This is a genomic window from Pseudomonas sp. IPO3778, from assembly GCF_013386825.1.
GTDB lineage: Bacteria > Pseudomonadota > Gammaproteobacteria > Pseudomonadales > Pseudomonadaceae > Aquipseudomonas.
Genome location: NZ_JACARC010000034.1, coordinates 251,978 through 266,434, shown reverse-complemented (window position 1 = coordinate 266,434; position 14,457 = coordinate 251,978). Strand labels below are relative to the sequence as shown.

Sequence of the window (14,457 nt, the reverse complement as noted above, 5' to 3'; positions counted from 1 at the left end):
ACGGCAACCGTCCGCACCTTCGCCACGCCCGGAAGGAGAAACCCATGGGACAGCGCACGCCTCTGTATGACCTGCATCTCGCCCTCGGCGCGAAAATGGTCGATTTTGGCGGTTGGGATATGCCTTTGCACTACGGCTCGCAGGTCGAGGAGCACCATCAGGTGCGACGTGACTGCGGGGTGTTTGATGTATCCCACATGACCGTGATCGATATCACAGGCCCCCAGGCCAAGGAATGGCTTCAGCATTTGCTGGCTAATGATGTTGACCGCTTGCACGGCTGCGGCCGTGCGTTATACAGCGCCATGCTTAACGAGCAGGGCGGCGTGGTGGACGACATGATCGTTTATCGCACCGAGAGCGGTTACCGGCTGGTGGTCAATGCCGCCACCCGTGACCAGGACCTGGCCTGGATGCAGGCCCGGCTCGGCAGCTATCAGGCCCAGCTTCACGAGCGGCCCGAGCTGGCCATGCTCGCTATTCAAGGTCCCCATGCCCGGCAAAAAATTGCCGAACTGGTGACCCAATCCCGTGCCACCTTGATCCACCAGCTCAAGCCCTTTGAGGGCCAGGCGGATGGCGACTGGTTTATTGCGCGCACCGGGTACACCGGTGAAGACGGCCTGGAAATCGTCCTGCCGGCCGATCAGGCGCCGGCGTTTTTCAACGATCTGGTGGGCGCAGGCATTTCGCCCATCGGCCTCGGCGCCCGCGACACGCTGCGCCTTGAGGCCGGCATGAACCTCTACGGTCAGGATATTCACCAGGACGTGTCGCCCTTGGCCGCCAACATGGCCTGGAGCATCGCCTGGGAACCGGCCGAGCGCAATTTCATCGGCCGTACTGCCCTGGAGGCCGAAAAGGCCGCGGGAGTGAAGTCCAAGCTGGTGGGCCTGGTCCTGGAAGAACGTGGGGTTTTACGTGCTCATCAGGTGGTTCGCATCGCCAATGTTGGCGAAGGAGAGATCACCAGTGGTAGTTTCTCTCCTACGCTAAGCAAATCCATTGCCCTGGCGCGCGTGCCGGCAGCGACGGCTGACCGGGCCGAGGTGGAAATCCGCGGCAAGTGGTACCCGGTTCGAGTGGTCAAGCCGACCTTCGTGCGCCATGGCAAAACACTGATTTAACTTTTCCGGCGGGCCAATGGCCGCTGACATTTTTCTTGAGGACACAGACTATGAGCGATATCCCTGCCGACCTGCGTTTTGCCGAAAGTCACGAATGGGCCCGCCTGGAAGCTGACGGCACCGTGACCGTCGGGATCTCGGACCATGCCCAGGAAGCATTGGGGGATGTGGTGTTTGTTGAGTTGACCGAAGTCGGCAACGTGTTTGCTGCGGCTGATCAGGCGGGTGTGGTTGAATCGGTAAAGGCCGCTTCGGATATCTACTCGCCAATTGCTGGCGAAGTGATCGCGGTGAACGACGCCTTGAGCGGCGAACCCGAGCTGTTGAATACCGACCCGTACGGCGCCTGGATCTTCAAGCTCAAGCCAAGCAACCCGGCTGACCTGGAAAAGCTGCTGGACGCTGCCGGTTATAAGGCTGCCATCGGCGAGTGATCCGGCTGCGGGAGCCGGCAATCGGCTCCCGCAAAGGTTTGATCAGCGCTTCAACACCGCTTTTACCGCCGCTACCGAACGTTCTACGTCCGCCTTCGTCATCGCTGTGAACATCGGCAACGACACAATCAAACGCCCCACTTTTTCCGCTACCGGGAACATGCCTTCCTTGAATCCCTGCGCCTTATACAAGCTCAGCAGGTGGATCGGCGGGTAGTGGTAGCCAATGCCGACGCCATGGGCCTGCATCTGCTCCATGAACGTGGCGCGTGCCGGCAAACCGTCCTGGCGCTCTGGCAGTACCAGCTGGAAGAGGTGCCAGTTGCTGTTTTCGAAGTCGGCAGGTGGCAATTGCGCACCGTACTGCGCCTCTAAATCACTGCCGAAGCATTCAAAATAGTGCCGCGCCAGTTCCTGGCGGTGGGCGGTGATCGTCTCGATATGGGCAAACTGACCCAGGCCGATGGCTGCTGCGATATCGGTCATGTTGAACTTGCCGCCTAGCACATCCACGTCCAGGCCGTCGAAGCCTGTGCGGGTAACGCCCTGCAGGCGATATTTCTCTGCCAGGCGTGCTTCTTCTGCGTTGTTCAGCACCAGGCAGCCGCCTTCGGACGACGTGATGTTCTTGTTCGCCTGGAAGCTGAACGACACGAAATCGCCGGTGGCGCCAATCCGCTCGCCATCCCAGCTGGAACCCAGGGCCTGAGCGGCGTCTTCGACGATACGCAGGTTGTACTTGTTGGCCAGCGCGTAGAGCAACGGCATGTCCACGGGGAGGCCGGCCAGGTACACCGGGATGATCGCCTTGGTGCGCGGCGTGATTGCCGCTTCAACTTGGGCGAGGTCGATATTGCGGGTCACCGGGTCGATATCAGCGAACACCGGCGTGGCGCCGACCTCAAGAATCACGTTAGCCGTGGCGACCCAGGAAATCGGGGTGGTGATGACTTCATCCCCAGGCCCGATGCCGGCGATGCGCAGGGCAATCTCCATGGTGCAGGTGCCCGAGTTAAAGGTGCGCACCGGGCGCCCGCCAAAGTATTCCGACAGCTGCGCTTCGAACGCCTGCACTTTCGGCCCGCTGGTGATCCAGCCGGAGCGCAGTACGTCGCCGACCGCCGAGATGGTGGCTTCATCAATGGTGGGCTTGGAAAACGGCAGAAAGGGCAGTTGGCTCATAACGTTGAAGGCATCCGTTTCAGAAAGGCGATGAGAAATAAGCATATCAGTGCCGGGCATGGTTGCACGGCTCGACTGAATATAGCCTGTCGCCTGTGAATGAATCGTCACCCTCGGGATAAAAATGCCGCCGACGCGGCGGCATTCCCGGTGCCTGCGTCAGAAGGAAACACGGGCCTCAAGAAACACGTTCTGTTCCTTGAGCTTGCCCTTGAGCTGCTCGTCGCGAGCGTTGATACGGTTGGCGAAGGTGTTGTAGCCGGTTTCGACCCGGCCCATATCCACGTAACGCCAGCCTGTGCCCAGGGTAAAGGTTTCGCTGAGTCTGGCTTCCAGACCCAGGCCTACGCTGTAGGCAACATTATGTTGGCGATTGCTGGCGAAGCGGCGGGTGGTGTTGGTCTGATAACCCTCGGCATCAATTTGAGCCAGCCCTACACCGGCCGAACCGTAAAACGAGAGCCAGTCGTTGATGGGGATGTCTTTGTAACCGTTCAGCATCAAGCGCTGGCTGTCGGCCTGCAGGTTATTGACGTTGGCATTGAACGGCGCCCAATGGGATTTGAAGTTTGAGTGGCTGGGCGTGGTGTATTCACCTTCCAGGCGCCAGCCGTCTGTAAACGCATAGCCCATGGCGAATGAGCCGGTAAACGTCTTGCTGCTATCCGGGGCCGAGACACGATCGGTAACACGAGGGCTGGTGAGCAACGAGCTTGAGAGGTTTTGGCGGGCACTGTTGAGCTTCGCTGACCCGTACCAGCCTTCTGCCTGGGCATATGGGGCGGCAACAGCGGCGAGCAAAAGGGCGCAAGAGAGTTTTTGCATGGTCATCGATTCGCTTGATCTGAAGAGAATCGATAGCTTGTTGCCGGGCGCACGGGCAGTTCGACAGGACTTTTCCTGTTCGAATACTGAATCGCCAGCGTCGGCTGTAGGAAAGCGGGGCAAAAAAATGCCGCTCCCGAAGAGCGGCATTTTTTACGCGGAGGTATTACTCGGACGCAATGGCGTTTTTCGCCAGGATCGCATTGGCCAAATCCATGTCCGTGGCTTTGAGGCCAGGGTTATCGGCACGGACCTTCTGCATTGCAGCTTCCAGGTAAGGGCCACGGATGTTGCCGTCACTGGCGACGAAGCTACCGGCGTCGTCTTGAGCGGCGACCACCATCTTATGGTCTTTGAAAGTCAGGTACGTCGAGCCAGTGGTGGCACCCGATGAGATGACATTACGCCAGAAGCTGTCGGCCATGGCTGAACCGACAGGAAGGGAAAGCACAGCGAGGGTTGCGACAGCATATTTTAGACGCATGATGGGTGACTCCGACTGGGTTATCTCAACGTTTGATTGTAGATAGCTCAGCCGAGTTCCATTAGTGACTAAACAGTTTCAACCTTCAAAATGACGCCGTCCTGACCGATGACACGCACGTGGGCGCCCACGGGCGCGTCCGGGCCGGCTGCGATCCATACGCCATCGCCGATCTTGACCTTGCCCCGGCCTTCGATAATCGCTTGATGCACCACAAAGGTGCGCCCGATCAGCTCCGACCCGCGCATGTTCAGCCCCGGCTGGTCGCTGACCTTGGCGCTGCTGCGCTGGCGTCGCCACCAGTAAACCGCCGTGAGGATCGACAATACGGCGAACAGCAGCAGTTGCCACTCAAGGCCCAGGTTCGGGATCAGGAACTTGATCACGCCCACGGCTGCTGCGGCGATGCCCATCCACAGCAGATAACCACCGGCACCGAACACTTCAAGGATCAGCAGCACGGTGCCCAGTGCCAGCCAGTCCCAAAACGACAGGTGCTGCAGGAATTCCCACATGGTGCGTGCCTCAGGCTTTCTTGTTGTCGAAGGTTGCCTTGACGATCTCGCCGATGCCGCCGACGGCGCCAATGACCTGGCTGGCTTCCAGCGGCATCAGGATCACCTTGCTGTTATTGGCCGAGGCCAGCTTGCCCAGTGCATCGATGTATTTCTGGGCAACAAAGTAGTTGATGGCCTGCACGTTACCGGTGGCGATCGCTTCCGATACCACTTGAGTGGCGCGGGCTTCTGCTTCGGCCTGGCGCTCGCGGGCTTCGGATTCCAGGAACGCGGCCTGACGGCCCCCTTCGGCTTCAAGAATCTGCGCCTGCTTCTTGCCTTCGGCGGTCAGGATGGCGGAGGCACGCAGGCCTTCGGCTTCGAGGATTTGCGCACGCTTGATTCGCTCGGCTTTCATCTGGCCGGACATCGCGGCCATCAGGTCGGCAGGCGGGCTGATGTCCTTGATCTCGATACGGGTGATCTTGATGCCCCAAGGAGCGGTGGCTTCGTCGACGGTGCGCAGCAGCTTTTCGTTGATGCCGTCGCGTTGGCTGAGCATCGCGTCGAGCTCCATGGAGCCGAGTACAGTCCGGATGTTGGTTTGCAGCAGGTTGCGGATGGCGTGTTCGAGGTTGTTCACCTCGTAGGCGGCCTGGGCGGTGTTCACCACCTGGAAGAAGCACACGGCGTCGATCTGTACCGTGGCGTTGTCGGCGGTGATGACTTCCTGGGGCGGAATATCCAGCACGCTTTCCATCACGTTGATCTTGCGACCGATGCGGTCCATGACCGGAATGATGATGTTCAGGCCCGGCTTGAGGGTGTTGGTGTAGCGGCCGAAGCGTTCGACCGTCCACTGATAACCCTGTGGCACGACCTTGAAGCCCATGAAGAGGATGGCGACGGCCAAGCCTACAAAAAGCAGCAGTACGGTTCCGATCTGCATAACGATTCCTTGTCTGGTGTTGGCGGTAACGCGAGGTTTGACCGATTGTAACGGTGTTGTCAGGGATAAGGACGGTTTACCGGCCCTTCAATCAACGGATTTGTTTCTGAATCCCCAGGCGTCACCCGCAACACTTCTTCCAGGGTGGTCAGCCCTGCCATGACCTTGCGTGTTCCGGCAGACCGCAAGCTGCACATTCCTTGGCCCAGAGCCGCATGGCGCAGGGCCTGGATGTCGGCGCCCGGGGTGATCATGGCCTTGAGGTGATCGTTCAGCAGCATGATCTCGTAGATCCCGGCCCGCCCTCGATAACCACTGTCCCTGCATTCCCCGCAACCGACTGCCTGATAGACCTGCCCGGCAGGCCGCTTGCAGTGCGGGCACAACACACGCACCAGACGCTGGGCCATGACCCCCAGCAGGGTGGCGTTGATCAAGTAATGAGGAATGCCCAGTTCCATCAGGCGACTGATGGCGCCGGGTGCGTCGTTGGTGTGCAGTGTCGACAACACCAGATGCCCGGTCAGGGCGGCCTGGATTGCCATTTCTGCGGTTTCCAGGTCGCGAATCTCGCCAATCATGATGATGTCCGGGTCCTGGCGCATCAGGGCACGGATGCCGCTGGCGAAGGTCAGGTCGATGTTGTGCTGGACCTGCATCTGGTTGAACGCCGGCTCCACCATCTCGATCGGGTCTTCGACGGTGCACAGGTTGACCTCCCGGGTCGCCAGCTGCTTGAGCGTGGTGTACAGGGTGCTGGTCTTGCCCGAGCCGGTGGGGCCGGTGACCAGGATGATGCCGTTGGCCTGGCCGGTCATGGATTGCCAGCGTTGCAGGTCATCGCTGGAGAGCCCCAATTGTTGGAAGTCTTTGTGCAGCACCTGGGGGTCGAAAATCCGCATCACCAGCTTTTCGCCGAAGGCCGTGGGCAGGGTCGACAGGCGCAGCTCCACTTCGCCGCCCGTGGGACTTTGGGTCTTTACCCGGCCGTCCTGGGGTTTGCGTTTTTCTGCCACGTTCATCCGGCCCAGGCTTTTCAGGCGGCTGACCACCGCCATCGTCACCTGGGACGGGAATTGATAGACGTCGTGCAGCAGCCCATCGATGCGAAACCGCACACGGCCCTGGTCGCGTCCGGGTTCGATATGGATATCACTGGCCCGCTGGCCAAAGGCGAATTGCAGCAGCCAGTCGACGATATTGACGATGTGGGCGTCATTGGCGTCGGGCTCCTGGTCGCTGGCACCGAGGTTGAGCAGCTGCTCGATGTTGGGCGCGCCGAGTGTTTTCTGGTCAACCGCGCCGCTGACCGATTTCGCCAGCCGGTAAAACTCCACGGTGCAGCGCTGAATCGCCTGGGGGTTGGCGACCACCCGCCGGATGGAGCGCTTCAACACCTGGGCCAGGCCGGCTTCCCAGCTGCTCACGTATGGCTGGGCGCTGGCGACCGTGACGCTGTGGGCGTCGATCGCAACGGCCAGGATCCTGTGCCGCTGGGCAAAGGCATAGGACATCAGGGGTACCACCGCCGCGACATCGATTTTCAGCGGGTCGATACGCAGGTAGGGCTGGCCGCAATGACGGGCCAGCCATTCGGTCAGGGTTTCCAGAGGCGGCCCCTGGCTGGCGATGCATTCCAGGGGATGTAGCGCGCTGTTGGCCGGTACGCTCAGGTCTGCGGGCACCAGGCCCTGGTCGATCAGGGCGGGCAGCAATTGATGGATTTCCAGCCAGCTATCCTGGAGGTTGGGCGCAACGGACATGGCGACGTTCCTGGGCAACGGTGAGGTGTAGTCCTCAGGCTAGTCACCCTTTGCGCTCCGGCCTCCGGGGTTTATTGCAGGCTTTTACTGACCGGCCGCCTGCATCGCCGCAGGCCGCGCAGCCTCAGCCGGATGCAGCTCCAGCGAGCACACGCTGATCAGGTTACGAAGTTTTTCACCGATCACCTGGGCCCGATGCCAGCTCAGGCCATCCACGATGATATCGATCGCCAGCACGTCTTCTTCGCGCTGCACGTTCACGTGGACAGGAATCAGGAACTGCAGGGCAAAATAGTTGAGCACCCGGCATAACAGGTCGGGCTCCGCCTCGGCGAGGATTTGATAGTGCGCCTGGCAGTGGGCATTGCTGACGGCCCAGGCATCGACGCGTGGGGCGGGGCTGGCGGCTTCGACGACGTGCATGATGATTCTCCGGATTCGACTGGAGAAATTTTTACATTCGGCGCGGGAGATTTCTTATCTAAAAAAGCCCGTATTGGCTTATAAGAGAATCATACAATTCTACAAAGCATGATTATTGGGTATTTCTATGCACAGTGAGTTGGACGTGTACGACCGGCGCATCCTGGCGCTGTTGCAGGAAGACGCTTCGCTTTCCAGCGCGCAGATCGCCGAACAGGTGGGCTTGTCACAGTCGCCCTGCTGGCGTCGGATTCAGCGGCTCAAAGAGGAGGGCGTGATTCGCGGCCAGGTCACCTTGCTGGATCGCAAGAAAATCGGCCTCAACACGCAGATTTTCGCCGAGGTAAAACTCAACGCCCACGGCCGTTCCAACTTCACGGAATTCACCGAGGCGATTCGCGGCTTCCCGGAAGTGCTGGAATGTTATGTGCTGATGGGGGCGGTGGATTTTTTACTGCGGATCGTCACATCGGACATTGAGGCGTATGAGCGGTTTTTCTTCGAAAAACTGTCGATGGTGCCGGGGATCCAGGAGGTCAACTCGATAGTGGCCTTGTCGGAGATCAAGTCCACCACCAGCCTGCCGGTTTTGCGCGGATAGGGGAGGCCCATCGCGGGCAAGCCCGGCTCCCACAGGGGAATGCATTCCAGTGTGGGAGCCGGGCTTGCCCGCGATAGCGATCTTACAGACGCAGCAGGGTTTTCCAGGCGCGATTCTGATAAACCGCGATCGCCTGATGCATCCGCGCATCCAGCGACTCATCGGTAATCGGCTGGTTGGCCAGGTGCGCCAGCTTGTTCAGCTCGCCATACAAACGGTCCAGCTCGGCGATATCCAGCACCTGGCGTGCATGGTGCAGCCAGGCCAGGATGCGTTCGATACGCGGCAGTTGCTCGGCCAGGTCTTCCGGCTGTTGCTGATAGCGCGGCAGTTGCAGGGCAACGGCGTCGTCGGCCAGCAGGCGCGGCAGCCAGTTGGCGAGTTGGGCGGCGCCCTGGCGATTGCCACGCACGTTGCGTTCCGCCGCCCAGGTGCGGGCCAGCAGCCAGCGGGAGGTGGTCAGGGAGAACAGGCCCCAGCGCACGTCTTCCAGTTCTTCGGCGAACTGCTCCGGCGCGGCCTTGCGGATGTCTTCATCGTCGTCACCGGCCTGCACCAGCGGGCGCCAGTCTTCCAGCAAGGCGTCCAGTGCGGCACGCAGTTCGCTGGTGGACTGGCGCGGCGCGGCCTGGCCGAGGCTGCCTAGCAGAGCGCGCAGTTCGCCGAGGTTTTCCACCCAGTCTTGCAGCAGACGCCAGTGGCCATTGAAACGGTATTGCTCGGCCAGGCGCTGGCTGCTGCCCAACAGGTGCCACATGACAGCGGCGAACGCGTCGTCCAGCGGCATCTCGGCGTGCAGCACCGGTGCCGGCAGGCTCAGGGAGTAGCTGTTGGCGTCGAACAGGCGATAGCCACGTTCGGCCTTGCTGATATCGCATGGCATCAACGCCAGGGTCGCCGCCAGTTCAGCGGCCAGCTCCAGCAGGGCGGCCGGGTCGCCTTCGCGCAACTCCAGTTCCAGTTCGCAGATTTCTTCTTTCTGCTTGCCGGCGACCACGTGGCCCAGGTCCAGGGCGGCTTCGATCACCACCTTGGCCTTGCCGCGGCCCCAGGCGATTTCGGCGCGCTCGCGCACGAAATCCGTGGTGAATATTGGCTTCAGGGTCTTTTTGTCCAGTTCAGCCAATTGCTCGGGCCAGCATTCGCCGTCGAGTTTCTTCACGTCGAGCTTGGCTTTGGCCAGGTCCCAGTTGTACTCATTGCGTTCCGACAAGCCGGCGACGCTCTGGCCACGGGTCTTGAGGGTCTGGATCACTTCGTCGCCGTCTTTGCGCAGGCGCAGGGCAACCTTGGCCTGGGCCAGGTCGCGCTCCGGCGTGTCGAAGTACTGGTTCATCAACTCACGGCGTTCCCAGCCACTTTTGTTGCGTTTTTTCAGTAACGGGTGCTCACGTAGCGCAGCGAGGGTTTCGCGGCTGACGCGGAGCTTGATTTCGGTTTCTTTCTGCATGGCCGGAAAATCCAGGATCGGGAGCGCAGCCGGGGAAATGTGTGGCTGCCAAGGTCGTGCAGTGTACAGGACTGAGCCCGGCAACGTGCCGCAACGGTTTATTGTGCACCGCAGATAGCTCTATGATGGGTTTCGTCCGGGAAGTTGAGAGACAGCGCATGCCTTTACCGTCCATGAAAGAACAGTTCGCCGCGCTGATTGCCGCGCCTTCGGTCAGTTGCACCCAGGCCTCTCTCGACCAATCCAACCGTCCGGTGATCGATTTGCTCGCCACCTGGCTGGGGGACTTGGGCTTTGCCTGCGACATCCAGCAGGTCAGCCCCGGCAAATTCAACCTGTTGGCCAGTTTCGGCACCGGCCCTGGTGGCCTGGTGTTGGCGGGGCACAGCGACACCGTGCCTTACGACGGCGCGCTATGGCAGACCGATCCGCTCAAGTTGACGGAAGTCGACGGCCGCTGGGTAGGACTGGGCAGTTGCGACATGAAGGGCTTTTTTGCGCTGGTGATCGAGGCCGTGCAACCGTTGTTGGACCAACCCTTCAAGCAACCGCTGCTGATCCTCGCCACCTGCGATGAAGAAAGCTCAATGGCCGGTGCCCGCGCGCTGGCGGAAGCGGGCCGTCCTCTAGGCCGCGCGGCGGTGATCGGCGAGCCCACCGGCCTCAAGCCCATCCGCCTGCATAAAGGCGTGATGATGGAGCGCATCGACATTCTCGGGCGCAGCGGCCATTCGTCGGACCCAAGCCTGGGCCACAGCGCCCTCGAAGCCATGCACGACACCATTGGCGAACTGCGCGGCCTGCGCCTGGCGTGGCAGCGCGAATACCGCAACCCGCAGTTCAGCGTGCCGCAACCCACGATGAACTTCGGCTGCATCCACGGTGGCGATAATCCCAACCGCATCTGCGGCCAGTGTTCCCTGGAGTTCGACCTGCGGCCCTTGCCCGGTATGGACCCGCAGGTGCTGCGGGCCGCCATCCGGCAGAAGCTCGAACCCCTGGCCGAACGCCATAAGGTGAAGATCGACTATGCGCCGCTGTTTCCGGAAGTGCCGCCATTCGAGCAGGCCGAGGATGCCGAGTTGGTGCGGGTGGCTGAACGACTGACCGGTCATCGCGCTGAAGCAGTAGCGTTCGGCACCGAAGCGCCTTATCTTCAGCGCCTTGGTTGCGAAACCCTGGTGCTCGGCCCTGGGGATATCGCCTGCGCTCACCAGCCCGGCGAGTACCTTGAAATGTCACGCTTGACGCCTACAGTGCGTCTATTGCGGGAACTGATTCAACATTACTGCCTGAAACCCGCATAAATTAACCCCTGCCCATCCGTACATAGAAGGAGAGCGAGCGTGTCGCCAAGCCTGTTCCGACGATAACCAACAGCCCGCTGTGCGTTTCCATGATTCATCCTTTTTTGGCTGCTTTTTATTACAGGCCCAGGTTTTATGCCCGAATACGTCAATTGGCTTCGTCACGCTTCGCCTTACATCAATGCCCACCGCGACTGCACCTTTGTGGTCATGCTGCCGGGCGATGGTGTGGAACATCCGAACTTCGGCAACATTGTCCATGACCTGGTGCTGCTCCACAGCCTGGGTGTGCGGCTGGTGCTGGTCCACGGTTCGCGCCCGCAAATCGAAACCCGCCTCGCTGCCCGCGGCCTGACCCCGGCGTACCACGAAGGCTTGCGCATCACCGATGCCGCGACCCTGGAGTGTGTGATCGATGCAGTCGGCCATCTGCGCATCGCCATCGAAGCGCGGTTGTCGATGGACATGGCGTCCTCGCCCATGCAGGGCTCGCGCCTGCGGGTGGCCAGCGGCAACCTGGTGACGGCGCGCCCGATCGGTGTGCTGGAAGGTGTGGACTATCACCACACCGGCGAAGTACGCCGGGTCGACCGCAAGGGCATCAACCGCCTGCTGGACGAGCGCTCCATCGTGCTGCTGTCGCCGCTGGGGTACTCGCCCACCGGTGAAATTTTCAACCTCGCCTGCGAAGACGTCGCCACCCGTGCCGCCATCGACCTGGGCGCGGACAAGTTGCTGCTGTTCGGCGCCGACCTTGGCCTGATCGACGAACACGGTCGCTTGGTGCGTGAGCTGCGGCCGCAACAGGTGCCCGCACATCTGCAACGCTTGGGCAGCAACTACCAGGCCGAACTGCTGGACGCGGCCGCCGAGGCTTGCCGAGGCGGCGTAGGGCGCAGCCATATTGTCAGTTATGCCGAGGACGGTGCCTTGCTGACCGAGCTGTTCACCCGGGACGGCGGCGGCACGCTGGTGGCCCAGGAACAGTTCGAACTGGTGCGTGAAGCGGCGATTGAAGACGTCGGCGGCTTGCTGGACCTGATCAGTCCGCTGGAAGAGCAGGGGATTCTGGTGCGTCGTTCCCGGGAAGTGCTGGAGCGGGAAATCGAGCAGTTCAGCGTGGTGGAACGTGAAGGCATGATCATCGCCTGTGCGGCGCTGTATCAGATCGCCGACTCCGACGCAGGCGAGCTGGCGTGCCTGGCAGTGAACCCGGAATACCGCCATGGCGGTCGCGGCGACGAACTGCTGGAGCGCATCGAGACCCGTGCCCGGGCCCAAGGGTTGAAGACGTTGTTCGTGCTCACTACCCGTACGGCCCACTGGTTTCGCGAGCGTGGTTTTGTGCCGAGTACAGTCGACCGCCTGCCGTCGGCGCGGGCTTCGTTGTACAACTATCAGCGCAATTCGAAGATTTTCGAAAAGGCGTTGTAAGCCTGAAGAGGCGAGGGGGCAATCCTCTCGCCTGTCAATTTGGCGAGTCCTGCATCCGGGGCGGGTGCAGTGACGTCACAGGCCGGATTTGTTTATTTATCCACACAATTGACATCAAAGTGACATTATCGCCGCGTACGGTGAGGTGGATTGCTGGGACGGCAAAAAAAATCGTCGACACAAAAACTGTAACAAATTGACGGAATGATGTGCGTTTGGCCATGATGGCGTCGCGTTTTTGATCGTGAGTGACGTATGACCCATTTTGGTCAACACAAAACGATCTAAAAAAACGTAGAGACATACTTTTCTGGAACACCCTTATGGAGCGGTGTCGCCTTAACGGCTTGGCCGCTCCATGGAAAGCGTTATTCCTGAATCGTATGAAAAAGGATGAAACAATTCTTTTTGGGTGTATGAAAAACTCATTACCCTGCAAGGACCAAATTAACTGCGGTTAGACGAAAGTAGTAGACACACAAGGTTACGATTGACTTGTCAGTCACTATCCGGCGCTAATCGCGCATCTGTGGATCGAGGGCGTCAGACCCGAGACCTAAGAAATACAAAAATTAGAAATGAGAGGAGCGGTACATGAAGAAGTCAACATTGGCGTTGGCCGTAGCTTTGGGGGCAATCGCTCAACAAGCAGGCGCCGCAGGTTTCATCGATGACAGCAAGATCACCCTTGGCCTGCGCAACTTTTATATCAACACCGACAACCGTGATGGCGTTCCTTCTAAAACGTCCAACACCCGCAGCAAAAACGCTGAATGGGGCCAGGGTTTCGACCTGCGCTTCATCTCTGGTTTTACCCAGGGCACTGTAGGCTTCGGTCTTGATGCTATCGGCCTGTACGGCGTACGTCTGGATTCCAGCCGTGAAAACCACGGTAACTACACCGGTACTGCTTCCGGCGGCACCGTATTCCCAAGTGATGGCAACAAAGCCGTTAACGATTTCGCCAGCCTGGGCGTGACCGGTAAGGTCAAGATCTCCCAGACCGTGCTGAAAATCGGTACCTTGCAGCCGAACAACCCGGTGATCAAGACCAACGACGGTCGTCTGCTGCCACAAACCTTCCAGGGTGGCGAGATCTCTTCGAACGAGATCAAGGACCTGACCCTGACTGCCGGTCAGATCGAGCATTCCAAAGGTCGTAACTCCAGCAACAACGAAGGTTTGTCGCTGGCAGGTGCCAACGGCAGCTCGAACTATGACGCGGGTAACTTCGTCAACAAGTTCTACTACGCCGGTGCTGACTACAAAATCACCAAAGACCTGACTGCTTCGTACTACTACGGCGAACTGAAGGACTTCTACGCGCAGAACTTCCTGGGCTTGGTCCACAACTGGGCAATCGGTCCAGGCACTCTGAAAAGTGACCTGCGTTACTACCGCAGCCGCGACAACGGTGCCAACGGTGATACTGCCGGTTACTACACCACCGGTTTCTACGGCAACACGACCACCAAGGGTAAAGTCGACAACGACCTGTACAGCTACCTGGCGTTGTACTCGGTTGCCGGTCACACCTTTGGCGCTGGTTACCAGTACACCAAGGGCGATAGCGACTTCCCTTGGTTGAACCAAGGTGACGGCTCGTCGAACAGCACCACCACTGACATGCAGATCCAGAAGTTCGCCCGTGCCGGCGAGCGTACCTGGCAAGCTCGCTACGCGTACGACTTCGCCAAGGTTGGCGTACCTGGCCTCACCGCCGGTGTGGTTTACCTGCGTGGCAACAACATCGATACCGCCGCCGGTGAAAAAACCGAGTGGGAGCGTGACTTGACTCTGGCCTACGTTGTTCCAGAAGGTCCGCTGAAAAACCTGGGCGTTGCCTGGAAAAACGCCATGTGGCGTACCGACCTGGCAAGTACTCGCGACCAGGACGAAAACCGCGTAATCCTCAGCTACACCTACGCGTTCAAGTAAGAGCGTAAAACCTTGCCCGGCGCAATGCCGGGCAGGGTGCTTT

Annotated in this window: 14 protein-coding genes; 6 read left to right on the top strand and 8 right to left on the bottom strand. The window is 60.0% G+C overall.

Translation table 11 applies throughout. The features are described from left to right. Positions 1–44 precede the first annotated feature (44 nt). Both gcvT and gcvH read left to right on the top strand, forming a co-directional pair. The gene (gcvT, locus tag HX855_RS17440; RefSeq protein WP_177086707.1) at positions 45–1,127 is read left to right on the top strand and encodes a glycine cleavage system aminomethyltransferase GcvT; all 1,083 of its coding nucleotides are present in this window, start codon (positions 45–47) and stop codon (positions 1,125–1,127) included. Between the two features lie 50 nt (positions 1,128–1,177). After that, complete coding sequence (gene gcvH / locus HX855_RS17435) at positions 1,178–1,561, top strand: glycine cleavage system protein GcvH (RefSeq protein ID WP_177086709.1); 384 nt, start codon at positions 1,178–1,180, stop codon at positions 1,559–1,561. Between the two features lie 42 nt (positions 1,562–1,603). Here the strand turns inward: gcvH and HX855_RS17430 are convergent, their stop codons facing one another. The 7 genes from HX855_RS17430 to HX855_RS17400 form a co-directional block, all read right to left on the bottom strand. Next, a complete protein-coding gene (locus tag HX855_RS17430) occupies positions 1,604–2,743 on the bottom strand; it encodes a DegT/DnrJ/EryC1/StrS aminotransferase family protein (protein ID WP_177086711.1) in 1,140 nt (379 codons plus the stop codon). A gap of 159 nt (positions 2,744–2,902) precedes the next feature. Then, on the bottom strand, positions 2,903–3,574 hold the full coding sequence (locus HX855_RS17425; RefSeq protein WP_177086713.1) for an outer membrane protein: 672 nt from the start codon (positions 3,572–3,574) through the stop codon (positions 2,903–2,905). A 160-nt stretch (positions 3,575–3,734) separates the two neighbouring features. Continuing rightward, entirely contained in the window at positions 3,735–4,052 is a 318-nt protein-coding gene (locus tag HX855_RS17420) for a DUF2388 domain-containing protein (protein ID WP_008438896.1), read from the bottom strand. A 68-nt stretch (positions 4,053–4,120) separates the two neighbouring features. Beyond that, a complete protein-coding gene (locus tag HX855_RS17415; RefSeq protein WP_177086715.1) occupies positions 4,121–4,567 on the bottom strand; it encodes an NfeD family protein in 447 nt (148 codons plus the stop codon). Positions 4,568–4,577: 10 nt separating this feature from the next. Beyond that, positions 4,578–5,498 carry an SPFH domain-containing protein gene (locus HX855_RS17410; protein WP_003213925.1) on the bottom strand — a complete coding sequence of 307 codons (921 nt, stop codon included), beginning with the start codon at positions 5,496–5,498 and terminating at the stop codon, positions 4,578–4,580. 59 nt (positions 5,499–5,557) lie between these two features. Continuing rightward, positions 5,558–7,261, bottom strand: a complete 1,704-nt coding sequence (locus HX855_RS17405; protein ID WP_177086717.1) for a GspE/PulE family protein — start codon at positions 7,259–7,261, stop codon at positions 5,558–5,560. An 84-nt stretch (positions 7,262–7,345) separates the two neighbouring features. Next, entirely contained in the window at positions 7,346–7,684 is a 339-nt protein-coding gene (locus tag HX855_RS17400) for a hypothetical protein (protein ID WP_177086719.1), read from the bottom strand. Positions 7,685–7,811: 127 nt separating this feature from the next. Between HX855_RS17400 and HX855_RS17395 the strand changes: the two genes are divergently transcribed. Beyond that, positions 7,812–8,285, top strand: coding sequence for an Lrp/AsnC family transcriptional regulator (locus HX855_RS17395; RefSeq protein ID WP_177086721.1), 474 nt, complete (start codon positions 7,812–7,814; stop codon positions 8,283–8,285). An 82-nt stretch (positions 8,286–8,367) separates the two neighbouring features. Here HX855_RS17395 and HX855_RS17390 read toward each other — a convergent pair whose 3' ends face one another. Beyond that, complete coding sequence (locus HX855_RS17390) at positions 8,368–9,735, bottom strand: inorganic triphosphatase (RefSeq protein ID WP_076013066.1); 1,368 nt, start codon at positions 9,733–9,735, stop codon at positions 8,368–8,370. A 158-nt stretch (positions 9,736–9,893) separates the two neighbouring features. On the opposite strand from HX855_RS17390, the gene argE reads away from it, so the two are divergent. From argE to HX855_RS17375, 3 genes are all read left to right on the top strand, one after another. Continuing rightward, the gene (gene argE / locus HX855_RS17385; RefSeq protein WP_177086724.1) at positions 9,894–11,042 is read left to right on the top strand and encodes an acetylornithine deacetylase; all 1,149 of its coding nucleotides are present in this window, start codon (positions 9,894–9,896) and stop codon (positions 11,040–11,042) included. Positions 11,043–11,177: 135 nt separating this feature from the next. Next, positions 11,178–12,476: an amino-acid N-acetyltransferase gene (argA, locus tag HX855_RS17380; RefSeq protein ID WP_010167865.1), complete on the top strand. Its 1,299-nt coding sequence runs from the start codon at positions 11,178–11,180 to the stop codon at positions 12,474–12,476. 594 nt (positions 12,477–13,070) lie between these two features. Then, positions 13,071–14,414: an OprD family porin gene (locus tag HX855_RS17375; RefSeq protein ID WP_177086726.1), complete on the top strand. Its 1,344-nt coding sequence runs from the start codon at positions 13,071–13,073 to the stop codon at positions 14,412–14,414. Positions 14,415–14,457 lie beyond the last annotated feature (43 nt).

Excerpts from the sequence above, each read along its gene's own strand:
- gcvT (WP_177086707.1), top strand. The coding sequence starts at position 45 with ATGGGACAGCGCACGCCTCTGTATGACCTGCATCTCGCCCTCGGCGCG.
- gcvH (WP_177086709.1), top strand. The coding sequence starts at position 1,178 with ATGAGCGATATCCCTGCCGACCTGCGTTTTGCCGAAAGTCACGAATGG.
- HX855_RS17430 (WP_177086711.1), bottom strand. The coding sequence starts at position 2,743 with ATGAGCCAACTGCCCTTTCTGCCGTTTTCCAAGCCCACCATTGATGAA.
- HX855_RS17425 (WP_177086713.1), bottom strand. The coding sequence starts at position 3,574 with ATGACCATGCAAAAACTCTCTTGCGCCCTTTTGCTCGCCGCTGTTGCC.
- HX855_RS17420 (WP_008438896.1), bottom strand. The coding sequence starts at position 4,052 with ATGCGTCTAAAATATGCTGTCGCAACCCTCGCTGTGCTTTCCCTTCCT.
- HX855_RS17415 (WP_177086715.1), bottom strand. The coding sequence starts at position 4,567 with ATGTGGGAATTCCTGCAGCACCTGTCGTTTTGGGACTGGCTGGCACTG.
- HX855_RS17410 (WP_003213925.1), bottom strand. The coding sequence starts at position 5,498 with ATGCAGATCGGAACCGTACTGCTGCTTTTTGTAGGCTTGGCCGTCGCC.
- HX855_RS17405 (WP_177086717.1), bottom strand. The coding sequence starts at position 7,261 with ATGTCCGTTGCGCCCAACCTCCAGGATAGCTGGCTGGAAATCCATCAA.
- HX855_RS17400 (WP_177086719.1), bottom strand. The coding sequence starts at position 7,684 with ATGCACGTCGTCGAAGCCGCCAGCCCCGCCCCACGCGTCGATGCCTGG.
- HX855_RS17395 (WP_177086721.1), top strand. The coding sequence starts at position 7,812 with ATGCACAGTGAGTTGGACGTGTACGACCGGCGCATCCTGGCGCTGTTG.
- HX855_RS17390 (WP_076013066.1), bottom strand. The coding sequence starts at position 9,735 with ATGCAGAAAGAAACCGAAATCAAGCTCCGCGTCAGCCGCGAAACCCTC.
- argE (WP_177086724.1), top strand. The coding sequence starts at position 9,894 with ATGCCTTTACCGTCCATGAAAGAACAGTTCGCCGCGCTGATTGCCGCG.
- argA (WP_010167865.1), top strand. The coding sequence starts at position 11,178 with ATGCCCGAATACGTCAATTGGCTTCGTCACGCTTCGCCTTACATCAAT.
- HX855_RS17375 (WP_177086726.1), top strand. The coding sequence starts at position 13,071 with ATGAAGAAGTCAACATTGGCGTTGGCCGTAGCTTTGGGGGCAATCGCT.